Raw genomic sequence first — 23100 nt, 5'->3', positions numbered from 1 at the left:
GCTAGGCGGTCGCGACCGGTGATCCGCCCGTCCACAGCTCCGGATAGTCGTGGCCGAGCTCGCGCACGAGACGGCGCAGCGCAGGCAGCGACAACCCAATCACGCAGCTCGGTGCGCCCTCGATCCGCTCGATGAACGCCCCCGCAAGCCCGTCAATCGCGAAGCCGCCCGCGAGCTGCAGCGGCTCCCCCGTCGCCACGTAGGCAGCGAGTTCGGCATCGGTGACATCCGCCGCAAGGGTGACCTTCGCGGTGTCGACGGATCCCGCTGCGGGGCAGCTTGCTGCGTCAGTCTTGCCGGCGGCGCCGTCCGTGCAGTCAATGAGCCAGTGCCCCGAGTGCAGCACGCCGGTCTTCCCGCGGTGCTGCTTCGAGCGCTCAAGCGCGACATCTGGCAGGTGCGGCTTGCCGAGCACCTCGCCGTCGAGCAGAAACATCGAGTCTCCGCCGAGCACGAGCCCGCCGCCGAGCTCAGCGATGTCGGCAGCGTGGCGACGCACGACGTCCTCGGCCTTCAACCGGCCCAGGTACTCGGTGAGCTCGGGAGCCGTGAGCGCCCGACCGATCTCGGTCTCGCGCGCACGCACCTCCGCATCCTCGTCGACTTCCGGGGCAAAGCACACTGGCTCGATGCCGGCTCCCCTGAGCACTGACAGTCGAGCGGGCGAGGTCGAGGCAAGGATCAAACGCATACTCGCAAGCCTATGCAATTTGTGCCGCGGGCTCGTGCTGTGGGCGCAGGTTCGTTACCGTTAGAGCATGAAGCTTTCACGTACAGCCTCCGTTACCGCCTCCCTTCTCCTCGCAGGTGGGCTCGTGCTCACCGGCTGCAGTTCCCCGGGCGCGACCAGTGAGGGCAACGCTGGCGGCTCATCATCGAACGTCGCAGAGGCGCAGGGACCCCTCACGAAGGACAACTTCGCTGACCGCATGTCCAAGGCACAGCTCGAAGCTGGTTCCGTGCACATCACGATGGACATGGGTGACTCCGTGGAAGGCACGATCGAGGCCGACATGGTCGTGAATGAGGATCCGCAGAAGGTGCAGATGCAGATGCAGATGAACGCGGGCGGCATGGACGCTGACGTTCGTCTCGTCGATGGCAAGATGTTCATGAACATGGGCGAGCTCTCGCAGGGCAAGTTCTTCGATCTCTCTAACATGCCCGGCGGCGCGGGTGACATTAGCGCGATGCTCGACCAGATGAACCCGGGCGCTCAGGTCGCCGGGTTCGGCGATGCGCTCACCGATTTCAAGGCGGATCCCAAGGGGCCGGAGATAGACGGCGTTACGACCACACAGCTCACGCTGACACTCGACACGAAGAAGATGTTCGAAGCCCAGCCGCAGGAGGGTGTCAACATCGACGACATCGTCGCCGCGCTCGGCGAGACCACCGTCTACGACATGTTCGTCGGCCCGGATGACCTGCCACGTCGCATCGTTATGCCGAACGTCGGCGGGGTGGGCACCCTCTCGCAGGAGTTCACTGCGTGGGGCGAACCCGTCACCGTGACGGCACCCGCGGCGGACGAGATCGCCGACGCTTCCACGTTGCAGGGATAACCACAGTCTTTCTCTCACGGCTGCACAGCTCAGCCGTGGGAGAATAGTGGACATGTCTGAACAGCGCGAAAGCACGCCCCTCGAAATCGGCTCCGAGATCGAGCTCGAAATCACCGGTATGGCCCACGGCGGGGTGAGTGTTGCACGCCACGACGGACGTGTGGTGTTCGTCGCCGACGCGATCCCCGGCGAGCGCGTGCTTGCCCGCGTCACCGACCAGAAGAAGAAGTCATTCGCACGCGCAGCGGTCACCCGCGTGCTTGACGCCTCGGCCGACCGCCGCGACCACGTCTGGGACGAGGCGTCGGTCGAGCGCGATCCCGCCGAACGTGCGGGAGGCGCCGAATTCGGCCACATCGACCTGGCACGCCAGCGCGTGCTCAAGGCTGAGGTGCTCGTCGACTCGATGGCACGCTTCGGCGACATCGAGCTCGCAAGCGAGGAGGGCGAGGACTTCGCCGAAACCCTCGCCGAGCTCGTCGAGGCAGCCCCGGGTGACGACGAGGCGAACGGCCTCGGCTACCGCACTCGCGTACGCCTCCACGTCGATCCAGAGACCGGCGCGGCCGGGCCGTACGCTGCGCGCAGCCGCACCGTGATCCCCGTTTCCTCGCTGCCGCTCGCAACCGAGGGCGTGAACCAGATCGCGCCGCTGTTCGAAGCGATGCGCGGCCTGCAGACGATCGATCTCATCGACCCGTCGAACGACGACCCCCGCATGCTGTTCACCGAGGTCGGGGCGAAGGAGCGGCGCGGAGAGAAGGATCTCGTCGGCGAGCTCGTCGAGGATCGTGGCTTCATGGTGCGCGCCGGCGGCTTCTGGCAGGTGCACCGCGAGGCACCCTCGATGCTGTTCGGTGCGGTGCACGACGCGGTCGCAGAGCTCATCGAGGCCGGCCAGTTCGACCCGGCAGCTGCGAACCTCGATCTCTACGGCGGCGCAGGTCTCCTCGCAGCCGCCATGGCTGAGGCCGCGGGCCCCGGCCTGAAGATCACCTCGGTCGAGTCCGACCCGGCAGCGACCGACAATGCTGCTGAGAACCTGTCGGAGATCGTGGGCGCGCGCGCAATCACCGCCCGCGTGGATCGCCACCTGGCCGAGCTGCTCGACGCGGCGGCACCCGTGCGCGACCGACTGCGCCGCGGCACCGTCGTGCTTGATCCGCCCCGCTCGGGCGCTGGCGGAGATGTCACCGCGCAGCTCGCGCAGCTCTCCCCCGCGAACATTGTCTACGTCGCCTGCGACCCGGTGGCGCTCGCGCGCGACACGAAGTCGCTGCTCGACTCGGGCTACGACCTGCTCGAGCTGCGCGCGTTCGACATTTTCCCGCACACGCACCACTTCGAGTCGCTCGCGGTCTTCAGCCGCGGCGAGTAGGCGGCGGGCGGCGGGCGCTCTGCACTGCGCTGCGCACGCTTCACCGACGTATCGCGAATGCCCGTTCAGGATCCCCTGAGCGGGCATTCGCGTTCTCTTGCCCCGCCCTGCCTCCAGCGCCCAGCGCCCCAGTTCTGGCTTCCTCTCCGCCCCGATTAATTCAGACCGACTCTTGCGAGGGCCGAAAACGGGTCGGAATCGATAACACGGGGCGTTGGGATTCACGCGGGGGGTCTTCCGGGCGATTACCTTCGAAGGGGCTGGCGCGGGCGCTTCGCGCCCTTGCCGTCAAGGTCGGCGGGCCCGGGTTGAGCAGATTCCGCGGCTCCCGCGGCCGGATATATGCCTCGGCTGTGCGGGGCTTGCTGGAATTGCTCACTGGGTGCGCACACCGCCAGGCACGAGCTGATTGCTCAGGTGTGCACCCTCAATCATGAGGAGTTTCCCGGGCTCCGCCGTTGGCTCAGGTCATACCTTTTCGGCCAGGTCAGGGGTCTTCCGCGGTGGAAGAACCCTGACCTGGCTGAACACATACTGTTTCGGCGGTGGTGGGGGCGGGGCCGGCCGGGCCGGGCCGGGCTAGCGGAGCGAGGTGTGGCGATCCACCGAGCGCGCGCCCCACCACCAGAGCAGCACCGCCGCGATGAGCGGCATGATGACCACGCCGAGGCCGATCACATTGGGCGTCGCGTTCGGGTCGGCGAGCGCGGCCATGAAGTCCGTGAGCATCCCCTCGGCAACCAGGCTGCCCGCGTCGGGCCCCGTCAGGCGAACACCGAGCGGGATGAACAGCAGCCCCACAACGTTCACGATCTGCATCACGAAGTACAGAATGATGGTGCCGATCACCGGGGCACCGAAGCCCAGGTGGTTGAAGCGCCCCTCGGCTCCGACCGACATCATGGTCGCGCCAGCGATCACCGAGAACACGAGTTGCAGCACGAGCGCCCCGCCGATGAACCAGCCCATCCCCGGATCCAGCGTCGTGAGCGCCTCACGCAAGAAGTCAAAGGCCCCCTGGCCCTTCATGAGCGCGAAGGCGATCGCTGCGAGCGCGGCACAGCCGACGGTGATCGCGAGCGCCGCGAGGCTCACGACGATCCCGTGAAGCACCTTCGCCGCGTAGAGCGTGCGGCCGCGCACCGGCAGCGTCATCGTGAAGTAGCCCTCGGCGCCGTACATCGTGCGCCAGTAGTTTGAGACGAGCACGGCGAGCACGACCGGGGTGAACACGAGCGTCACACCGATCCCGAGTCCGAAGGCGAGGCCGTCAATGAACGGCACGCGGAGCGCCGCGGCGCCGAAGAACACGAGGATTGCGAGCAGCATGATGCCGACCGCGGGCAGCAGGGTGCGCCGGGTGGTGCGGAACTCCTGCGCGAAGAGCGTGCCGATCATGCTGCGTACACCTTTCGGAAGAGGGCATCGAGGCTGACGCCGTGTTCTGCTCGCAGGTCGTCTGCGTCGCCCTGCAGCAGCACCTGGCCGCCGCGGAGGAAGACGACTGAGTCGACGATCGACTCGACGTCTTGGATGAGGTGGGTGGAGACGAACATGAGTGCGTCGTCGGCGAAGTTCGAGATGATCCCGCGGAGGATCACGTCGCGCGATGCCGGGTCGACGCCCGAGATCGGCTCATCGAGGAGGTAGACGTGCGCGCGGCGGCTCATCGCGAGCGACACCTGGAGCTTCTCGCGCATGCCCTTCGACATCTCCTTCAGGCTGCGATCCCACGGCAGGCCAAAGAAGTCGACCATCTCGCGGGCCTTCGCCTCGTCGAAGTCCGTGAAGAACCTCGCGTACTGCGCGATCGAGTCCTGCGGCTTGTGGTAATCCGGCAGGAACGAGGCGTCGGGCAGGAACGACACGAGTGCCTTGGAATCGGCTCCCGGCACGTGGCCCGCGATGCGCGCCTCGCCCTCCCAGTCGGCGAGCACGCCGGCGAGGATCTTCAACAGCGTCGTCTTACCGGAGCCGTTGTCGCCCATGAGGCCGACGATCTGGCCCGCCGCGAGGCTGAGGTTGAGGTTATGCAGGGCCGGGCGGCCGCGATAGGCCTTCGTGAGGCCGCGCACCTCGATGGCTGGTGGCGCCAGCAGTTGCTGCTCGGTCATCAGGTGTCCTTTCGGTCTGCGCCGGGTGCGGTGTGCGCGGTCTGCGCCGCCCAGCGTGCTGCAAGTAGTTGGGTGGTTTCGGTGAGACTCATACCGAGCCCGCTCGCGGTGTCGACGAGAGTGTCGGCGGTGGCTGCGGCGAGCGCGACGCGTGCCGCCTCGATCGCGAGGAGGTCGCTCGTCACGAAGCGGCCGGCGGTGCGCTCGGGCACCGTGAGGCCGAGCCGGTCGACCTCGCCCAGCGCCTTCTGCACGGTGTTCGGGTTCACGCCGAGTTCAAGCGCGAGCTCGCGCACCGACGGCACCTTCAGGCCGCTGAGCCATTCGCCGGACGCGATCCGTCGCCGGAACTCGTCGACGAGCTGCGCCCAGATGGGCCGGGAATCGTCGAGCTGCATAGTGCGGTCCTTTCCTGCGGGGTGTGGATCACGAACCCCGTCATGTATCACTGTATTACGACAGTGATACAGTTTGCAAGTGGCAATGCGGATACGGTGGATCCGTGAGCAGCTCAAACCCCGACGCAACGATCCCCTGCCCCTGCGGGCTCGGGAGCCCCTACGCTGCGTGCTGCGGCCCGATCCACGACGGCAGGCCTGCCCCGACGGCGACCCAGCTCATGCGCTCCCGCTACAGCGCCTTCGCGCTCGGCCTGAGTGACCACCTGCTCCGCAGCTGGCACGCGAGCACGCGCCCGAGCGAACTCGCGCTCGACGCCGACACGAGGTGGCTGCGGCTCATCATCGAGTCCGCCGAGCAGGGCGGCCCGTTCGATACCGCCGGCACGGTCACGTTCGCCGCGATCGGCAGGACACCCGAGGGCAGATTCGAGCAGCGCGAGCGCAGCCGCTTCGTGCGCGAGGGCGGCAATTGGTTCTACGTTGACGGCGACGAGCCGCAGGCATAAGGCCACAAACCCTCAAGAAGCACACTGAGACCCTAGCCAGGCCCCATCGATCCACCTAGGCTCGTTCCATGGAAACGATCAGTGATCTCATTGCGACCTGGGGCGACACGTTCTGGACCTGGCTCGTTCTCCCCGTAGTAGTCCTGCTCGGCCTGTACCTCACCGTGCGCTCGGGAGTCGTGCAGTTCCGGCTCATCCCGGACATGTTCCGCACGCTCACCGACAAGACGCCGAAGGGTGAGGACGGTAAGCCGCAGTCGGTCTCCGCGTTCCAGGCGTTCACGATCTCCGCGGCCTCCCGCGTGGGCGTCGGCAACATCGCCGGCGTCGGCACCGCGATTGCCGTCGGCGGCCCCGGGGCCGTCTTCTGGATGTGGCTCATGGCCTTCATTGGCGGTGCCTCCTCCTTCGTCGAGTCCTCGCTCGCGCAGCTCTACAAGACCAAGGATGCGACGGGCTTCCGCGGCGGCCCCGCGTACTACATGGAGCGCGGCCTCGGCGCCCGCTGGATGGGCGTGCTCTTCTCGGCGGTCCTCATCGTCTGCTTCCCCATCGCGTTCTCCTCGCTCCAGGCCAACACGATCCAGGCGACGCTCTCAGGCAGCTTCGGCGGCGAGACCCCCTCCTGGCTGCCGCTGGTCACGGGCGCAACGCTCGCGATCCTCATGGCAGCCGTGATCTTCGGCGGCGTCAGGCGCATCGCCTCGGTGACCCAGACGCTCGTGCCGCTCATGGCCCTGCTCTACCTGCTGCTCGGCCTCATCATTGTTGGCCTGAACATTCAGGAGATCCCGGCCGTCTTCGCGACCATCTTCACGTCGGCGTTCGGCGCACAGCAGGTGACGGGGGCGGCGCTCGGCTACGTGATCCTCACCGGCATCAAGCGCGGTATGTTCTCGAACGAGGCTGGCCTCGGCTCGGCCCCGAACGCGGGTGCGTCTGCCGCGGTGACGCACCCGGTGAAACAGGGACTCGTGCAGACCCTCGGCGTCTACTTCGACACCTTCTTGATCTGCTCGATCACCGCGTTCATCGTGCTTGTCGGCACCCCCGACCTCGCGGGAGCAGCGAAGGGCATCGCGCTCACGCAGAACGCCATTTCCGGGGCACTCGGGCCGTGGGCGAACGTGCTCCTCACCGTGATTATCTTCCTGCTCGCGTTCTCGTCGATCCTCGGCAACTACTACTACGGCGAGTCAAACATCGAGTTCCTCAGCGCCGGCAAGCGCGTGCTCACCGGGTATCGCGTCTTCGCCGTTGCCGCGGTATTCGCCGGCGCGATCGTCTCGGCCGACATCGTCTGGAACCTCGCGGACGGCATCATGGGGGTCATGGCGCTCATCAACCTGATCGCGATCGCGTTGCTCTCGGGCGTCGCATTCAAACTGCTGCGCGACTACACGCAGCAGCGGCGCGAGGGGAAGGATCCCGTGTTCACCCGCGACAGGCTCCCGGAGCTGCGCGGTGTCGAGCAGTGGGCAGACGAGCGCTCGGTCACGGGCGTGATCAGGGTGCCGCAGGCCCCGGGCTCAACGCGCTAGCAGCGAGTTGGCAGTTGTTGTCGCTTGGCCGCCGGCGAAGCGACAACAACTGCCAACTCGAACCGGGCCGCCGGGGCCAGCAGGGCTGCGGGCCGGCGAGGGAAGCGCTCAGGCGCCGCTCACCGCTGAGCGGAGTTTACCGAGCAGCCCACACAGCTGCCCGAATTCTTCCTCGCTGATTCCCGTCGCGGTCTCGATATCGGAGGGGATCGCCTCGACCCGGGCCCGGAGCTCGCGGCCGGCGTCGGTGCAAAAAATCCGCACCTGGCGCCCGTCAGTTCCGATCCGCTCGCGCTGCAGGAGCCCCGCGGCCTCGAGCCGCGAGAGCAACGGCGAGAGCGTTCCTGAGTCGAGTTCAAGGCTCGCGCAAATCTCGGAGACTGTGCGGCCATCGCCTTCCCACACCGCGCGCAGCGTGAGGTACTGCGGGAAGCTCAGGTTGAAGGCCCGCAGCTCCCGCCGGTACGCACCCGCCATCGCCCGCGATGCCGCATACAGCTGAAAGCTCAGCCGGTCGGCGAGCGCGACACCGCCCTCGCCAAGTTCTCCGTCGGTCACGACGCTTCCCCCTCTTGTGAAGTGCGCGCTGCTCGCAGGTCCCCCGACCGCGCGCGGCACGCTGTGCGTATGCCACCGAGACTACCCGGCGGCATACGCCACAGTGTTACGCCCCCTTCAGCGCGTTCCGGGTCGTCACCTCGGGCCGCAGATCGAGCCGGCGCAGCAGCTGCGCGTTCAGCGCGACCACGACGGTCGATAGCGACATGAGGACGGCTCCCACCGACATCGGCAGCACGAAGCCGACCGGCGCGAGTACGCCCGCGGCCAGCGGCACGGCGAGCAGGTTGTAGCCCGCAGCCCACCACAGGTTCTGCCGCATCTTCCGGTAGGTCGCCTTCGAGAGTTCGATGACAGACACCACCGAGCGCGGGTCGTCGCTCGCGAGGATCACGCCCGCCGAGGCGATCGCCACGTCGGTTCCGGCGCCGATCGCAAGGCCCACATCCGCCTGCGCGAGCGCCGGGGCGTCGTTCACGCCGTCGCCGACCATCGCGACGCGTCGCCCCTCGGTCTGCAGCTTGAGCACCTCGGCTGCCTTGTCCTCAGGGCGCACGCCCGCGAGCACCCGGTCGATCCCGAGTTCTGCGGCCACGGTCTGCGCGACGGCCTCGGCGTCACCGGTGATCATGACGACCTCGACGCCAAGCGCGTGCAGCGCGCGGATCGAGTCTCGCGACTCCTCGCGGATCTCGTCGCTCAGGGCGAGCGCCCCGATAACCTCTCCGCTACGCAGCACGTGGAGGATGATGGCGCCGCGATCCCGCCACGCATCGGCAACGGCCAGCTCGGCGGCGCCCTCTTCCTCGAGCAGGTACGGGCCGCCGACGCGTACAATCGCGCCGCCAACGGTCGCCGTCACGCCCACGGCGGGTGACGAACTGAAATCGGTCGATGAGGGCACCGTCAGCCCGCGGTCGCCCGCGGCGCGCACGATGGCCTGCGCGAGCGGGTGTTCACTGTCCTGCTCAGCGGCCGCCGCGAGGGCGAGCACCTCGCCCTCCGTGTAATCGCCCGCGACGTCGACGTGCGTGACCACCGGCTCGCCCTTGGTGAGCGTTCCGGTCTTGTCAAAGAGCACCGAATCGACGAGGCGCATGCTCTCGAGCGCGAGGCGATCCTTCACGAGGATTCCTGCGCGCGCGGCGCGCTCCGTCGCAATCGAGACGACGAGCGGGATCGCGAGCCCCAGGGCGTGGGGGCAGGCGATGACGAGCACGGTGATGGTGCGCACGATCGCGTCATCCGGGTTGCCGATGAGCGTCCACACGACCGCGGTGATGGCGGCCGCACCGAGCGCGAACCAGAACAGCCAGCCGGCCGCGGTGTCTGCGAGCCGCTGCGCACGCGAGGAGGAGTTCTGGGCCTCGGTGACGAGGCGTTGGATGCCTGCCAGCGCCGTATCGTCGCCGATCGCCGTGACCTCGATGCGCACGCCCGAATCGGTCGCGACCGTGCCCGCCGAGACGGTGTCGCCCACCTCGCGGCCGACCGTGCGCGACTCTCCGGTCACCATGGATTCGTCGAAGGACGCGCGGCCGTCAACGACGCGACCGTCCGCGGGGACGCTACCACCCGGGCGCACGACGACGACGTCGCCAACGCGCAGCTCACTCAGGGAGACCTTCACGATCTCGCCGTGCTCCACACGCTCGGCCTCGTCGGGCAGCAGGGCCGCGAGTGAGTCGAGCGCCGAGGTGGTCTGCGCGAGCGAGCGCATCTCGATCCAGTGCCCGAGCAGCATGATCACAACGAGGAGCGCGAGCTCCCACCAGAAGTCGAGCTCGTGGGCGATCAGCCCGAGCGTCGCGGCCCACGACGCGAGAAACGCGACCGTGATCGCGAGCGCGATGAGCAGCATCATGCCCGGCTTGCGGGCCTTAATCTCGTCGACGGCGCCCTCAAGGAACGGCTTGCCGCCCCAGACGTACATGACCGTGCCGAGCACCGGAGAGACCCACTTCAGCCAGTCGATGTCGGGCAGCTGGTAACCAACGATCGAGGCGAACATGCCGGAGAGCAGCACGGTCGGGATCGCGAGCACGAGCATGATCCAGAACATTCGGCGGTACAGAGCGACGTGGCCCTCGTGGCCGCCGTGCCCCGTATGGTCGTCGTGGCCGCCACCGCCGTGGCCGGCATGAGCGTCGTGACCGGCATGCGCGTCGTGACCAGCGTGCGCGTCGTGACCGGCATGCGCGTCGTGACCAGCGTGCGCGTCGTGACCGGCGTGCGGATCGTGCGCAGCGTGGTCCGTATGATCAGTGTGCGCGTCCGGCGCCTCGTGATCAGAGTGCCGCCCGTGTTCGTTCGTCATACTTCCCCCTCGCAGTGAATCTGGGACACCTTCACAGTACCCCCTGGGGGTATCATTTGCCACAACCAGATCTCCCCCGAGGCTATTCCCATGTCACCGCTGCGGCTAGCCCTAGGATCGAAGTATGGAAACTTCTGCCTTTAGCTGCATTCTGTGGGACGTCGACGGCACGATCGCGAACGCCACCCGCGGCATGTCCGAACGACTCGCGACCGTACTTGAGTCGTTCGGCCGCACAGCACCTCCGGCGGATGAGCTCGCACTCTGGATGGGCCCGCCCCTGCTCGAGTCGTTCCAGGTTCGCGCGGGCATGGCGCCCGCAGAGGCCCAGGAGGCCATCATCGCCTACCGCAAGCTCTCCTCAGGGCCCGGCTACGCGAGCTCAGTCGACCTCTATCCCGACGTGCCCGAGGTTGTTCACGCGGTCGCCGCCGCAGGCCTACCGCAGGCCACCGCAAGCACGAAGCCCGAGGTCCAGGTGCACGCGATCCTCGAGCACTACGGCCTGCTTCCCGCATTCACCGCACTCTCCGGGGCGCGGTCGGGCCCGGAGGGCCAGCTCGACAACAAGACCTTCGTCGTCGCACGCGCGCTCGAGCGTCTCGAGGCTGCCGGGGTCGACATTTCGAGGCCAGTGCTCATCGGCGACCGCTACCACGACGTCGAGGGTGGCGACGCGCACGGGATCCCAGTGATCTTCGTCGACTGGGGCTTCGGCCACACCGACGAGGCCCAGGGTGCCGCCCACCACGTGATGACTCCCGCGGAGCTGCAGGCCCTGATCCTCGCCTAGCCAGCGGCGCCTGGCCCGCGCCTACCGCTCGCGTTCGAGGCGCCGGGCGGGAGCGGCCAGCGCAGGCGGCCGGACCGGCTAGCGGGCCAGTTAGTCCTGGATCGTCGCACCAAAGTGCCGCGCGAATGTCTCGGCGAGCAACGCTACCTGCTCGTGGCCGAGGATCGACCCCCGCAATCCCTCAAAGCCCTCGATTGCGCTGAACTCGAGCCCGCGCAGATCGAGGTGCTCCGATTTCGCGTGCGTCAGGGTGAGTTTCTCGGTGACGCAGTTCTCGAACGACACCCTGGCGACCTTCGCCCCGCCGAAATCGAGTTCGTCGAACGAGCAGTTGCGAAAGACGACGTCTTGAATGTTGGATCCCCGCAGGTTCACCCAGCCAAGCTTTGAACCGTCGATGACGACCCGACGCAGCTCCGCGTCGCTGAGCTCGATGGCGCCGATACGCGACTCGAGCAATTCAGCGTCGCGCCAGGTGCTGCCGTGGGCGGAGACTGTCGGGGCCGAGCATCGTGAAAGCCTGGTTTCCAGCATCCGCGCGCCGCGGAGCTCGAGGCGGTCGGTCACGAGCTCGGCGACTTCGCACTCAAGCAGCGTGATCCCCGCGAGCGAACGGGGAACCTCCGGCCGCTCGAAGCGCAGGCCGTCAAGATCGGCGCCGGCGACCAGATCTCCCGGCTCACCATCAATAAGGTTGTGCAGGTTCAGCGGATCGATTCTGGGGGCATTCTTGAGCTGTCGTGTCGCCATGCACTCACGCTAGCGGCTACCGCTGACACCCCAGGCGACGGGGGCGGAGCGCGCTCTGCTACCCGCTGCCTCGTGCGCCCCGGCCAGGGTGCGGCGTGGCTTGCGCGTCCCGCCACTGCTCCCGGCCAGGAGCCGCGCCCCGGGGACGCAAGAGGGGCCTGGCTCGGCTTGTTGGCCGGGCCAGGCCCCTCAGTGCGTTACGCGTTCACAGCGTTACGCAGTCACAGCGCTACGCGGTGCGGCGGCGCCAGAGCATCAGCGATGCGCCAGCAACGAGGAGCGCAAGCGCGATCCCCCCGACGACCAGCGGGAGCGATCCGCCGGTGGCCGGCAGCTCGTTCACACCCGGAGTACCCGGGTTCGCAGGGTTCGGGCCAGTCACCTTCGGATCCGTGACCTCCGGGTCCGTGACGTTCGGCACGGCCTGGTCGAGGACGATTACACCGGCATCCCACGTCGGGTCAATGCCCTGCGTAGCCAACACGGTACCGAACTCGTAGTCCAGCGTGAGGTTCGCGTTGTCGTCGCCGAGCACAATCTTCACGGTGAAGCCGGTCTTCGGGTCAGCGTTCGAGTCCGCCGCGTCGCTGTTGCCAGCGTGCTGCTTCGTGAACGCATAGACCTTCTGCTGCTCCTTGGTGAGCGTGAACTTCACTTCGTACTCGCCAGCGGCGAGCTGATCGAAGATGTAGCGGCCGTTCGCATCGGTCGTGGTGGTCTTCACGACCTTGCCGTCCTGGAACAGCTCCACGGTGACACCGGGCAGCACCTTCTCTGAGTTATCCTGCACGCCGTCCTTGTTTGCGTCGATCCAGACAACGTCGCCGATTGCGTAGGACTTGTGCTGGAACCCGAAGTCCAGCGAGTAGTCACGATCGCCATTGTTGACGAGATCGTCACGCGACTCAGCAGTCCACTCCGAGGAGTCGAGCTCGCGGTCGTCGGTGCCGCCGGTCTTGGTCGGAACCAAGCCCGCAAGCGCCTCCTGCGTGCCCGAGTCTTCGCGGTCGATCGAAACCGTGTAGGTCTCGCCAGCCTTGAGCACGGGCAGATCGGTGAACTCGTAGAAGCCGTCGTCGTTCGTCACAGCAGGCTCTACAACCTTGCCGAACACGTCGGTCACGGGCTTGCCGTCAGGACCGGTGAGCACGAGCTTCACGCCCGGAATCGGCTTCTCGTCGGGGCTGGTGCCCTGCATGCCATCGCGGTCGGTGTCGAGCCACACATAGTCACCCACGGAGACAGACTTCGAGTGGAACCCGAAGTCCAGCGAGTAGTCACGATCGCCATTGTTGACGAGATCGTCACGCGACTCAGCAGTCCACTCCGAGGAGTCGAGCTCGCGGTCGTCGGTGCCGCCGGTCTTGGTCGGAACCAAGCCCGCAAGCGCCTCCTGCGTGCCCGAGTCTTCGCGGTCGATCGAAACCGTGTAGGTCTCGCCAGCCTTGAGCACGGGCAGATCGGTGAACTCGTAGAAGCCGTCGTCGTTCGTCACAGCAGGCTCTACAACCTTGCCGAACACGTCGGTCACGGGCTTGCCGTCAGGACCGGTGAGCACGAGCTTCACGCCCGGAATCGGCTTCTCGTCGGGGCTGGTGCCCTGCACGCCATCGCGGTCGTAGTCGAGCCACACGTAGTCACCCACAGAGACCGACTTCATCACAACGCCTGCGTCCCACGTCGGGTCGATGCCCTCGGTGGCGGTTACGATGCCGTACTTGTAGTCACGAGTCAGGTTCTTGTTCGAGTCGCCGAGCACGATCGTCGTGGTGAGGCCGGTTTCGGGGTTCGCGTCCGAGTCGGCGGCAGCCGACTCGCCCTTGCCCTGGTCGGTGAACTGGTAGACCCGCTGCTGCTCTTCCGTCAGCGTGAACTTCACCTCGTACTCGCCAGCTTCGAGGTTGTCGAAGAGGTAGCGGCCGTTCTCGTCGGTTGTGGTCGTCGAGACAGTCACGCCGCCCTTGAGCAGCTCGACCGTGACGCCCGCGAGAATTTCTTCGTCATCGTTCTGAACGCCGTCGCGGTTTGTGTCGATCCAGGTGTAGTCACCGATCGCGTAGGTCTTCAGCACAACGCCAGCGTCCCACGTCGGGTCGATGCCGTCGGTCGCCTTGACCTTGCCGAACTCGTAGTCCTTCGTGAGGTTCGGGTTATCCTCGCCGAGCACGATCGTGGCCGTGAGGCCGGTTGCGCGGTCTGCGTCCGAATCCACAGCGGTGTTGCCACCGACGGTCTGCGACGTGAAGGTGTAGATCTTCTGCTGTTCCTCGGTGAGGGTGAACTTCACCTGGTACTCGCCTGCGGGGAGCAGATCGAAGAGGTAGCGGCCGTTCTCATCGGTCTTGGTCGTCGCGATGACGTCCTTGCCCTGCATGAGCTCCACGGTGACGCCGGGGAGCACTGCTTCGCCCTCGTCCTGGATGCCGTCGCGGTTCGCGTCGATCCAGGTGTAGTCGCCGATCGCGAAGTTCTGGCGGTCGTTGTAGAAGACGACCTCCTTTGCCGAGTCATCAGCCTTGAAACCGATCTCGAGCAGCTCGTCCGACTTCTTGTAGCCGGCGGGTGCCGTGTCCTCGCGGAGCCAGTACTTGCCCGGCTGCTTCACGACGGGGGTGCCGCCGCTCGCGGTGACGATCTTGCCGTCCTTGATCTGGAGGTCCTCGAGCACAGCAGTCTGCTTGTCCTCGGTCAGCACCGAGAAGCGAGCGCCCGAGTCCGTGATGAGCTTCGTAGCGTCAGCGCTGTCGCGCTTCAGCAGGCTCAGCGGGTAGTCGTTCGTCGGCGTGATCGTGGCACCCGAGGTGCCGATGATGTTCGTGACGCCGATGTTCTCCTTGGCATCGACGAGCTTCACCTTGAAGAACAGGCTTACCGTCTTTCCGCTCTCGAGCTTGCCCTTCTCGAGCGTGACGGTGTTCGCAGCCGCGTCGAAGTTGGCGGTGAGCTTCGACCCTGGGACCTGGTAGCTCAGGTTTGAGTCGACCCGCTCACCCTTCACGTCCTCTGGCGCAACGAATCCGATGAACTCGACACCGTCAGGGAGCACGTCAGTGACGGGCTCAACCATGTTCGAGAAGGTACCGTGCGGCATGAGCTCAACGCGGTACACGAACGTGTCGTTGAGGAGCTTACCGTCGGCGTCCGTTGCGGCGCGGAGGTTCGTGGTGAAGGCATCATTCTTTGCGTCATAGACCCGCTTCTGAACCTCCATCTCGTTACCGAAGCTCGTTGCCTTCGTCTGCGAGCTCGAGGTGAAGGTGTATTCGAGATCCGATCCCTCGTAGCTCGCAGAGTTCTTGATATCGATCGTCTGCTTGCCCTTGAGCACGTGGGTGGGGAGCTTGAACTCGATCTCCCACGCCTTATTCATTGGCGCAGCTGCTGCACCCCAACTCGCCTCCTTCGGGAAGGCCGCGTTGGGAGCAATGACGAGGTTGCCGTCCTTGTCGAGTGTGACGTCGAAGGTGTCACCGTCAAGTGGGAAGTTCCAGTCGTACTTGCCCGAAATCGATGCCTTGATCTGCGGCAGCGTCTCCTCGGTCACGTTGAAGATCTCGTGATCGACCGCGTCGATGATACGCGAGGTGAGCGCGTTGCCCAGCCCATCGCCAACCTTGAACCGGTATGGGACCTCGACCGAGGTGCCCTCGACCGCAGTGAGCGTACCGCCGGTTGCCGTCTTGTTGAACTTGTCCCTATCGTCAACACCACCCGAAAGATCCTTCGGGGTTGTAACAACGGTGTCCGCGTGCGTCCCGTGGTACTTGTTGTCACCGTAGACGAAGTTCGCCGTGTTGCGCGCCAGGAAGCGGTCGATGTAGAGGCCGCCCGTGTCGAACGCTTCTGCTGGCAGCTCGAGGAGCGTCGCCTTGACGGTGAGGGTGTACTTCTCCTTCACGTCTTTCCCGACGTTCACGAAGAGCTGCTGCCCGTCGACGACGTAGTGGAACTTGTAGTCGTCGGAGGCGATCTGCTTCTCGACGTCGCCCTTGAGCGTCTCAATTGGAGTCAGTGCGATCACGCCGCCGGCCGCATCGGTGAGCGAGAGGAAGGTACCCTTCGCGCTAATGTCCCAAGCCACCTCATCCGGGAGCACGTCCTTGATGACAACGTTGTTCTTGAGCTTGTACTTCTCGTTGTTCGCAAAGTCAGCAAACTTCGTGAGGTCTGCGGTCAGCGTGTAGGTGAGGTCGATTGGCTCAGCGAGGGCTTCGCCGCCCTTGAGGTGCTTCTCGAGCGCTACGTCCCTTGGCTCAACCGACTTCGCAAATGCTTTGTCAACGCCCGGACGATCTTCCGCAGCTGCCGTGCCGCCGATGGAGATAGCGGCGTTCACCTTCGTGCCGGATACATCTGCACCGTTGGTGAGCTTGACCGAGTAGTCGCCACCGTTCTCGGTGCCAGCGACCTTGTCGTATGCAACCTGGAGCTCGTCACGAATCGCGGCAAGTGCAGCAGCGTCTGCGATCGTGGCTTCATAGGTGAAGGTGTAGACCGAGTTTGCCTCGGCCGTAAACGCATGCTCAAAGCTTCCGCCGGAAATATTGGTGGAGATCTCCACGTCGGTGGCCTCTGGGTTGAGATCGTTGCTGTCACGCACAACCTTCTTGCCCTTGAGGGATCCCTCCACAAACGCAAGGTGCTTTCCGAGCGTGTCCGTGACGACTACGTCACGTGCTTCCTTGCTCTTGACCGTGAGTGTGTAGGGAATCTTCGTCCCAAGAACAGCCTTGTCGATGTCGACCTTGCCACCTACGACGGTGTGCGGGATGTTCGGCCGGTTGACGCTCTTGTCAGCACCGTCTGTCGTAGCACTCGGCTTGTCACCGGGCTTCGTGACGATGATCTGCTGCGAAGTCGGAACTCCGTCGACGTCCCAGTTAAGTTCGCGCACATCTGAGTGCTCAACCTTTTCGAGGGTGAACTTTAGGTCGAGCACGCCCTGGTTGACGTCGCCGGGAAACTTTGGAACAAACGTGACGACCAACTGGCCGGCTTCGTTGATCTCGAGCGACTTTACGGCGGTGTTCCCCGCAGGCACGACGAGCGCCTCACGGGGAATCTTGACCCCCTCCGGCAGCGTGATGGTCGAGACCGCACCGTCGTCCATGGAGCCGTAGCCCAGCTGGAACGCGAACGTATCACCGCTCGGCAGGACGGGAATGCCGCCGTGCTCCTGGCCGTTCGAGTCTGCCGGGAAGACGGTGACCTTCCCCCCGGCTGCCATCGCCGGCGAGCTGAAGCCCCCGACGACCAGCAGCGCGACCAAAGCGCCAGCGAGCCAATTCATGAAAATGCGCGCGCGCGAACGCGGCGCGATGTACTCAGACATCGTTGCTTCCCCCCAGAAACCAAAAAATAGGGACACGTGTGAATCAACGCGTCCCTGCGTCGGTGCCGCGATCGCGGCACCGAAATTCGAAACAGGCCTACCCCAAATAGGCCCGAATACCCCGGTCGATACTACCCCCAGCACCCACGCCGCGCGAACCGGGCGGGAAAGTTTCGCCAGGAGCACAGACAGTCGCTCGCCCAAACCCTCACTCTCAATCCAAGTTCGTCTTGTCGAACTTATAAGTACGGCGTGTCGTAGCGCAGTGCGCATTATTCGTGTTACTACTAGATGTAGTTATGAACCAAGCGCACCCCACTACATGTAGTGCACGGGCTCGCGGCGCGAACGAAACGGAAGAAGCATGCACCGGCACAATCATCCAGCCCGCACCCTGGTGCCGCCCCTGGAACTCGCACCACACGAGTCTCCAGACCTTGTCTATTTTTCGAGCGTCTCCGAGAACACACGCCGCTTCGTCGAGCGGCTCGACCGCGAGGCGGTACGGATCCCGCTCCGACCCCGCCTCGAGGCGATGATTCGGGTAACACGCCCCTTCGTGCTCGTACTGCCGACCTACGGGGGTGGGGAGCGGTCCGGGGCTGTGCCCCGCCAAGTCGCTACCTTTCTCAACGATCCCGCGAACCGTTCGCTACTACGAGGCGTCATCACCGCGGGCAACACCAACTTTGGCGAGCACTACTGCATCGCCGGCCCAATCATCGCGCGCAAGTGCGGCATCCCCGAGCTCTACCGCTTCGAGCTGCTCGGCACCGCGCGCGACGTCGAACAGGTCACCTCCGGGCTCGACCTGTTCTGGGAGAACAGGCCACATTTACCGCACGACACGAGGAGATCAGCATGACCATGACCGCACCACTCACGCAGCCCGCACCCGCTGCAACAGTTCGAGCCGGGATCGGCGAGCGCAAGGACTACCACGCGCTCAACGCGCAGCTCAATCTCTTCGCGAGCGACGGCACGATCCAATTCGCGAAGGATCGCGAGGCCGCGCGCGAATACTTCCGCCAGCACGTGCTTCCCCGCACGAAGCACTTCGCCTCCACGGAGGAGCGGCTGAGCTGGCTCGTGGCGCACGAGTACTATGAGGCGGCGTTTCTCCGCGGCTACCGGCGCGAGTTCCTCGCGGAACTCCACCGGCACGCCGACGCCGCAAATCACCGCTTCGCGACGTTCCTCGGTGCCTTCAAGTTCTTCTCCTCGTACGCCCTGAAGAGTTTCGACGGAACCGAATACCTTGAGACGTTCGCAGAACGGGTCGTCGCGACCGCGCTGTTCCTCGCTCGCGGCGACGAGGGCCTCGCCGAGCGACTCACTGACGACATGCTTGCCGGCCGCTTTCAGCCGGCGACGCCGACGTTTCTCAACGCGGGCAAGGCGCAGCGCGGCGAGCTTGTGTCGTGCTTCCTGCTCAGGCTCGAGGACAACCTCGAGTCGATCGGCCGCAGCGTAAACTCGGCGCTGCAGCTCTCCAAGCGGGGTGGCGGGGTCGCCCTGTTGCTCACGAATCTGCGCGAGGCGGGCGCACCGATCAAGCAGGTGCGGGATCAGGCCTCGGGCGTCGTACCGGTCATGAAGATCCTTGAGGACTCCTTCTCGTATGCGAACCAGCTCGGCGCACGCCAGGGCGCTGGTGCCGTGTACCTCCACGCGCACCACCCCGACATCCTGCGTTTCCTCGACACGAAGCGTGAGAACGCCGACGAGAAGACCCGCATCAAGACACTCTCGCTCGGCGTCGTCATCCCCGACGTCACGTTCCAACTGGCAAAAGACAACCGCGAGATGCACCTCTTCAGCCCCTACGACATCGAACGCGAGTACGGAGTGCCCCTGTCGGACCTCTCAGTGAACGAGCGCTACGAGGAGCTCGTCGCGAACCCACGGATCGGCAAGACCCAGATCAGCGCACGCGACTTCTTTAAGACGCTCGCCGAACTGCAGTTCGAGTCCGGCTACCCCTATGTCTTGTTCGAGGACACTGTGAACCGCGCGAATCCGCTCGCCGGCCGCATTAACATGTCGAACCTGTGCAGCGAGATCCTGCAGGTGAACAGTCCGTCGCGCTTCGACGCTGCGATCGGCTACGAGACCGTTGGGCACGACATCTCGTGCAACCTCGGCTCGCTCAACATCGCGCAGGCGATGGCTTCGCCTGATTTCGGGGCGACCGTGGAGACCGCGGTGCGCGCGCTCACGAGCGTGTCAGAGCAGACCGACGTTGCGGCGGTGCCCTCGGTTGCCGCGGGCAATGACGCATCGCACGCGATCGGGCTCGGCCAGATGAACCTGCATGGCTATCTGGCGTCGGAGCGGATCCGATACGGCAGCGCGGAGGGGATCGACTTTACAGACCTGTATTTCCTCACCGTCACCTATCACGCGCTCCGCACCTCAAATCTGCTTGCGATCGAGCGCGGCGAGACCTTCGCGGGTTTCAGCACCTCGCAGTACGCCGACGGCAGCTTCTTCGCGAAGTACACGGGGCGCGAACGGCTGCCAGCGACGGCCCGGGTGAGCGAGCTCTTCGCGGCCGCGGGGGTAGCGATCCCGACGCGCGCCGAGTGGATCGCGCTGCGTGACTCCGTGATGCAGCACGGGATCTTCAACGCGTATCTGCAGGCGGTGCCACCGACCGGATCCATCTCATACGTGAACAACTCGACGGCGTCGATCCACCCGATCGCCGCGAAGGTGGAGATTCGCAAGGAGGGCAAGCTCGGCCGCGTCTACTACCCCGCCCCCTTCATGACGAACGACAACGTCGAGTTCTTCGAGGACGCCTACGAGATCGGCTACGAAAAGATCATCGACACCTACGCGGCGGCAACCGAACACGTCGATCAGGGCCTCTCGCTCACGCTGTTCTTCCCTGATTCGGCAACCACCCGTGACATCAACCGGGCGCAGATCTACGCGTGGCGGAAGGGCATTAAGACGCTGTACTACATCCGCCTTCGCCAGCCCGCGCTCGAGGGCACCGAGATCGAGGGCTGCGTCTCCTGCGCGCTCTGAGCGCGCTCCGCTTCTGCAGCTGGCGCCCGCCATCCACCACTCACGAAGGAATCACCATGCCGCACCCGCTCCCCGCACACCTCGACCTCAGCCGCCCCGTCACCGAGGTCTCGGTGACGCCCCCTGGCTACCGCCGCGACCCGGCCGCCAGGCTCAGGCCGATCAACTGGAACCGCATCGCCGACGATAAGGACCTGGAGGTGTGGAACCGCCTCACCGCGAACTTTTGGCTCCCCGAGAAGGTGCCGCTCTCGAACGATCAGCCCTCGTGGAACACCCTCACCCAGGAGGAGCGCACCCTCACCATGCGGGTGTTCACGGGCCTCACGATGCTCGACACCGTGCAGGCGACGGTCGGCGAGATCTGCCAGATCCAAGACGCCCGCACAGAACACGAGGAGGCCGTCTATACGAACATCGCATTCATGCAGGCCGTGCACGCCCGCTCCTACTCCTCGGTGTTCTCGACGCTCACGAGCACGCCGGAGATAGACGACGCCTACCGCTGGGCCGTCGGCAATGACCTGCTCCAGCAGCGATCGAAGACGGTGCTGGAGCACTACTTCGGCGACGACCCGCTCAAGCGCAAGGTCTCGTCGACGCTGCTGTCCTCGCTCCTGCTGTACGCGGGCTTCTATCTCCCGCTGCACTTCTCAGTGCACGCGACGCTCACGAACACCGCCGACATGATCCGGCTGATTCTCCGCGATAAGGCGGTGCACGGCTATTACTCGGGCTACAAGTATCAGCGCGGCCTCGAGACGCAATCTGCCGCAACGCAGGAACACATGCGGGCCTTCACTCTCGAACTGCTCGAGGAGCTCTACGAGCTTGAGCTCGCGTACTCGGGCGAGCTCTACGAACCGCTCGGCCTCATGGACGACGTCGCCGTGTTCGTGCGGTACAACGCGAACAAGGCCCTTATGAACCTCGGCTACCCCGCGAGGTTTACACCCGAGGAGACGGCGGTGAACCCCGAGATCCTCGCAGCGCTCGCGCCAGGCTCCGATGAGAACCATGATTTCTTCTCGGGATCTGGCTCCTCCTACGTCATCGGCAAGGCCGAGGACACGAGCGACGCCGACTGGGACTTCTAACAGCTCCCCCGATCGCGCAGCGCGGGAGGGCGAGCTGCGCTCCCACGGCTGACAACCTCCCACGGCTGACAACGCAGAAGGGCCCGGATCTATTGATCCGGGCCCTTCTGTCTATCTACTCGTGCGCAAGGGGGGACTTGAACCCCCACGCCCTTGCGGGCACTGGCACCTGAAGCCAGCGCGTCTACCATTCCGCCACTTGCGCGAGTCTGCCGCCTGCGCAGACTTCACGCGGACAACTCGTATAGCTTAGCAGCACACAGCAATCCAAGACAAAGTGGTTAAACTTATCCACGATTACCCGCGTGGCGGATCCTTCGTGTGCAGCACATAGGCAAGCCTCTCGATAGACGAAGAACAGAAAGGAGTTGGGACATGGGATTTCTTGACAGCGTTGAACGCTCCCTCGAGCGCGCCGTCAATGGCGCTTTCGCTCGCACGTTCCGCTCCGGGGTGCAGCCGGTCGAAATCGGTGCGGCGCTGAAGCGTGAGCTCGATATCGGCGCCGTTGTTGTTGACCGCGACCGCGTGCTTGCGCCCAACAGATTTGTCGTTCGGATCTCTCCCCAGGATGCGGATCGCCTCCACAAGCTGGGAGAAACCCTTGAAAATGAGCTCCGGGATATCGTGCGGAAGCACGCCGCCCGGCAGAGCTACCAGTTCTTGGGAGAGCCCGACGTCGAGATTCGCGCTGACGACTCGCTCACGGGCGGGGTGCTTCAGGTCGACGCGACGCAGGTCGAGGGCGGAGTTGACTGGGTCGCCGCGATTGACGTTGACGGACAGCGGCACGAGCTTTCTCGCGGCGTCACCGTCGTCGGCCGCGGCTCAGACTGCAGTATCCGCATCACCGACAACGCCGCGTCTCGCAAGCATCTTGAGATCATCTGGGACGGATCCAACGCTCTCGCCCGCGACCTCGGGTCAACGAACGGCTCGAAGATCGAGGGGCAGCGCTTCCGTGAGGCCCGCCTGCAAAGCGGCAGCGTCATCATGATCGGGCAGACTGCGCTACGCTTCCAACTGGTGCCGGGCAGGGCCCGTGCACCGAGGCAGAACTTCTCAGCGGAGTCGTCGACACGCGGTTCCGCCGACATAGACCAAGACTTCTGGGGGGCCCAATGACCAGCGAGCTCACGCTGGCCATCATGCGCATCGGGTTTCTGTTGCTGCTGTGGTTCTTTATCTTCGCAATCGTGTACGCGCTGCGGAGCGACCTCTTCGGCGCTCCGGTGCGCAAACTCCGGGCTGACGGGCAGCAGGGCCATCCGGCAGCAGTGCCACCAACGGCCACACCGCAGTCACCCGCTGCTTCAACGCAGGTCCCGAGCCCCGCGAGGCCACCGGTCATCACCCCGTCGGGTGGTGCGCTGCCCTCGGCCGGCTCCTCTGGGCCAGCGCGCTCGCTCGTCATCACCTCGGGTGTGGCCACGGGCACAGCGATCCCGCTCGACGAGGAGTTCGTCACGATCGGCCGCTCCTCTGACTCGACGCTCGTCATCGTTGACGAATACACCTCGACCTACCACGCCCGCCTCGCGCGGTCCGGCGACGAGTGGTTGCTCACCGATCTTGATTCGACCAACGGCACCCTCCTCAACGGCGAGAAGGTGCGCAAGCCGGTCACTGTTCCTCATTTCACTCCGGTCACGATCGGCACCACCACGTTTGAGCTGAGGCCCTAGCCGTGTCATACGGGTACGCGAGCGCCG

At 65.3% G+C, this 23100-nt stretch carries 18 protein-coding genes and 1 tRNA gene; 10 read left to right on the top strand and 9 right to left on the bottom strand.

All coding sequences use genetic code 11. The features are described from left to right. Position 1: 1 nt before the first annotated feature. The gene (locus tag ACI1US_RS10390; RefSeq protein ID WP_461640236.1) at positions 2-691 is read right to left on the bottom strand and encodes a Maf family protein; all 690 of its coding nucleotides are present in this window, start codon (positions 689-691) and stop codon (positions 2-4) included. 67 nt (positions 692-758) lie between these two features. Between ACI1US_RS10390 and ACI1US_RS10385 the strand changes: the two genes are divergently transcribed. Then, positions 759-1565, top strand: coding sequence for a hypothetical protein (locus ACI1US_RS10385; RefSeq protein ID WP_461640234.1), 807 nt, complete (start codon positions 759-761; stop codon positions 1563-1565). Between the two features lie 52 nt (positions 1566-1617). Further along, positions 1618-2943: a class I SAM-dependent RNA methyltransferase gene (locus ACI1US_RS10380; protein ID WP_461640232.1), complete on the top strand. Its 1326-nt coding sequence runs from the start codon at positions 1618-1620 to the stop codon at positions 2941-2943. 579 nt (positions 2944-3522) lie between these two features. Here the strand turns inward: ACI1US_RS10380 and ACI1US_RS10375 are convergent. The 3 genes from ACI1US_RS10375 to ACI1US_RS10365 are packed head-to-tail and all read right to left on the bottom strand — an operon-like array spanning position 3523 to position 5455. Beyond that, positions 3523-4341 (bottom strand): hypothetical protein, encoded by an 819-nt coding sequence (locus ACI1US_RS10375; RefSeq protein ID WP_461640230.1) that lies wholly within the window; start codon positions 4339-4341, stop codon positions 3523-3525. Further along, positions 4338-5057 carry an ABC transporter ATP-binding protein gene (locus ACI1US_RS10370; RefSeq protein WP_461640228.1) on the bottom strand — a complete coding sequence of 240 codons (720 nt, stop codon included), beginning with the start codon at positions 5055-5057 and terminating at the stop codon, positions 4338-4340. Before ACI1US_RS10370 ends, ACI1US_RS10375 begins: the two co-directional genes overlap by 4 nt. Continuing rightward, positions 5057-5455: a GntR family transcriptional regulator gene (locus ACI1US_RS10365; RefSeq protein WP_059060545.1), complete on the bottom strand. Its 399-nt coding sequence runs from the start codon at positions 5453-5455 to the stop codon at positions 5057-5059. The genes ACI1US_RS10370 and ACI1US_RS10365 overlap by 1 nt, the downstream gene beginning before the upstream one ends. Before the next feature lie 104 nt (positions 5456-5559). Here ACI1US_RS10365 and ACI1US_RS10360 point away from each other — a divergent pair, with 104 nt between their 5' ends. Both ACI1US_RS10360 and ACI1US_RS10355 read left to right on the top strand, forming a co-directional pair. Continuing rightward, positions 5560-5964: a YchJ family protein gene (locus tag ACI1US_RS10360; RefSeq protein ID WP_461640225.1), complete on the top strand. Its 405-nt coding sequence runs from the start codon at positions 5560-5562 to the stop codon at positions 5962-5964. Between the two features lie 68 nt (positions 5965-6032). Next, on the top strand, positions 6033-7505 hold the full coding sequence (locus ACI1US_RS10355) for an alanine/glycine:cation symporter family protein (RefSeq protein ID WP_461640223.1): 1473 nt from the start codon (positions 6033-6035) through the stop codon (positions 7503-7505). A 108-nt stretch (positions 7506-7613) separates the two neighbouring features. On the opposite strand, the gene ACI1US_RS10350 is transcribed toward ACI1US_RS10355, so the two are convergent. Next, positions 7614-8063 carry a MarR family winged helix-turn-helix transcriptional regulator gene (locus ACI1US_RS10350; protein ID WP_461640219.1) on the bottom strand — a complete coding sequence of 150 codons (450 nt, stop codon included), beginning with the start codon at positions 8061-8063 and terminating at the stop codon, positions 7614-7616. 106 nt (positions 8064-8169) lie between these two features. Further along, complete coding sequence (locus ACI1US_RS10345; protein ID WP_461640217.1) at positions 8170-10380, bottom strand: heavy metal translocating P-type ATPase; 2211 nt, start codon at positions 10378-10380, stop codon at positions 8170-8172. Between the two features lie 124 nt (positions 10381-10504). Here ACI1US_RS10345 and ACI1US_RS10340 point away from each other — a divergent pair, with 124 nt between their 5' ends. Further along, positions 10505-11173: an HAD hydrolase-like protein gene (locus ACI1US_RS10340; RefSeq protein ID WP_461640215.1), complete on the top strand. Its 669-nt coding sequence runs from the start codon at positions 10505-10507 to the stop codon at positions 11171-11173. A gap of 90 nt (positions 11174-11263) precedes the next feature. On the opposite strand, the gene ACI1US_RS10335 is transcribed toward ACI1US_RS10340, so the two are convergent. Both ACI1US_RS10335 and ACI1US_RS10330 read right to left on the bottom strand, forming a co-directional pair. Then, positions 11264-11923, bottom strand: coding sequence for a pentapeptide repeat-containing protein (locus ACI1US_RS10335; RefSeq protein ID WP_461640213.1), 660 nt, complete (start codon positions 11921-11923; stop codon positions 11264-11266). A gap of 229 nt (positions 11924-12152) precedes the next feature. Next, positions 12153-17255: an SdrD B-like domain-containing protein gene (locus tag ACI1US_RS10330; protein WP_461640211.1), complete on the bottom strand. Its 5103-nt coding sequence runs from the start codon at positions 17253-17255 to the stop codon at positions 12153-12155. A 364-nt stretch (positions 17256-17619) separates the two neighbouring features. On the opposite strand from ACI1US_RS10330, the gene nrdI reads away from it, so the two are divergent. Genes nrdI through nrdF form a run of 3 tightly spaced genes read left to right on the top strand, consistent with a single transcriptional unit; the run spans position 17620 to position 21388 of the window. After that, complete coding sequence (gene nrdI / locus ACI1US_RS10325) at positions 17620-18120, top strand: class Ib ribonucleoside-diphosphate reductase assembly flavoprotein NrdI (protein ID WP_461640209.1); 501 nt, start codon at positions 17620-17622, stop codon at positions 18118-18120. Further along, complete coding sequence (gene nrdE, locus ACI1US_RS10320) at positions 18117-20291, top strand: class 1b ribonucleoside-diphosphate reductase subunit alpha (protein WP_461640207.1); 2175 nt, start codon at positions 18117-18119, stop codon at positions 20289-20291. Before nrdI ends, nrdE begins: the two co-directional genes overlap by 4 nt. A 56-nt stretch (positions 20292-20347) precedes the next feature. Further along, positions 20348-21388, top strand: a complete 1041-nt coding sequence (nrdF, locus tag ACI1US_RS10315; RefSeq protein WP_416550001.1) for a class 1b ribonucleoside-diphosphate reductase subunit beta — start codon at positions 20348-20350, stop codon at positions 21386-21388. A 122-nt stretch (positions 21389-21510) separates the two neighbouring features. Here the strand turns inward: nrdF and ACI1US_RS10310 are convergent. Further along, a tRNA-Leu gene (locus ACI1US_RS10310) sits at positions 21511-21593 on the bottom strand. Positions 21594-21763: 170 nt separating this feature from the next. Here ACI1US_RS10310 and ACI1US_RS10305 point away from each other — a divergent pair. Beyond that, positions 21764-22513: an FhaA domain-containing protein gene (locus tag ACI1US_RS10305; protein WP_416550000.1), complete on the top strand. Its 750-nt coding sequence runs from the start codon at positions 21764-21766 to the stop codon at positions 22511-22513. Beyond that, positions 22510-23073, top strand: a complete 564-nt coding sequence (locus ACI1US_RS10300) for an FHA domain-containing protein FhaB/FipA (protein WP_416549999.1) — start codon at positions 22510-22512, stop codon at positions 23071-23073. Before ACI1US_RS10305 ends, ACI1US_RS10300 begins: the two co-directional genes overlap by 4 nt. Positions 23074-23100: the final 27 nt, after the last annotated feature.

Source organism: Leucobacter sp. BZR 635 (assembly GCF_048061935.2).
Lineage (GTDB): Bacteria > Actinomycetota > Actinomycetes > Actinomycetales > Microbacteriaceae > Leucobacter.
The sequence above is the reverse complement of the archived record's forward strand: the minus strand, read 5'-3'. Positions and strand labels throughout refer to the sequence as shown.

What these genes read in the sequence shown, in the direction of transcription:
- ACI1US_RS10300 (WP_416549999.1), top strand. Translation starts at nt 22,510, where the DNA reads ATGACCAGCGAGCTCACGCTGGCCATCATGCGCATCGGGTTTCTGTTG.
- nrdI (WP_461640209.1), top strand. Translation starts at nt 17,620, where the DNA reads ATGCACCGGCACAATCATCCAGCCCGCACCCTGGTGCCGCCCCTGGAA.
- ACI1US_RS10340 (WP_461640215.1), top strand. Translation starts at nt 10,505, where the DNA reads ATGGAAACTTCTGCCTTTAGCTGCATTCTGTGGGACGTCGACGGCACG.
- ACI1US_RS10305 (WP_416550000.1), top strand. Translation starts at nt 21,764, where the DNA reads ATGGGATTTCTTGACAGCGTTGAACGCTCCCTCGAGCGCGCCGTCAAT.
- ACI1US_RS10380 (WP_461640232.1), top strand. Translation starts at nt 1,618, where the DNA reads ATGTCTGAACAGCGCGAAAGCACGCCCCTCGAAATCGGCTCCGAGATC.
- ACI1US_RS10385 (WP_461640234.1), top strand. Translation starts at nt 759, where the DNA reads ATGAAGCTTTCACGTACAGCCTCCGTTACCGCCTCCCTTCTCCTCGCA.
- ACI1US_RS10345 (WP_461640217.1), bottom strand. Translation starts at nt 10,380, where the DNA reads ATGACGAACGAACACGGGCGGCACTCTGATCACGAGGCGCCGGACGCG.
- ACI1US_RS10370 (WP_461640228.1), bottom strand. Translation starts at nt 5,057, where the DNA reads ATGACCGAGCAGCAACTGCTGGCGCCACCAGCCATCGAGGTGCGCGGC.
- nrdE (WP_461640207.1), top strand. Translation starts at nt 18,117, where the DNA reads ATGACCATGACCGCACCACTCACGCAGCCCGCACCCGCTGCAACAGTT.
- ACI1US_RS10375 (WP_461640230.1), bottom strand. Translation starts at nt 4,341, where the DNA reads ATGATCGGCACGCTCTTCGCGCAGGAGTTCCGCACCACCCGGCGCACC.
- ACI1US_RS10335 (WP_461640213.1), bottom strand. Translation starts at nt 11,923, where the DNA reads ATGGCGACACGACAGCTCAAGAATGCCCCCAGAATCGATCCGCTGAAC.
- ACI1US_RS10330 (WP_461640211.1), bottom strand. Translation starts at nt 17,255, where the DNA reads ATGTCTGAGTACATCGCGCCGCGTTCGCGCGCGCGCATTTTCATGAAT.
- nrdF (WP_416550001.1), top strand. Translation starts at nt 20,348, where the DNA reads ATGCCGCACCCGCTCCCCGCACACCTCGACCTCAGCCGCCCCGTCACC.
- ACI1US_RS10355 (WP_461640223.1), top strand. Translation starts at nt 6,033, where the DNA reads ATGGAAACGATCAGTGATCTCATTGCGACCTGGGGCGACACGTTCTGG.
- ACI1US_RS10365 (WP_059060545.1), bottom strand. Translation starts at nt 5,455, where the DNA reads ATGCAGCTCGACGATTCCCGGCCCATCTGGGCGCAGCTCGTCGACGAG.
- ACI1US_RS10390 (WP_461640236.1), bottom strand. Translation starts at nt 691, where the DNA reads ATGCGTTTGATCCTTGCCTCGACCTCGCCCGCTCGACTGTCAGTGCTC.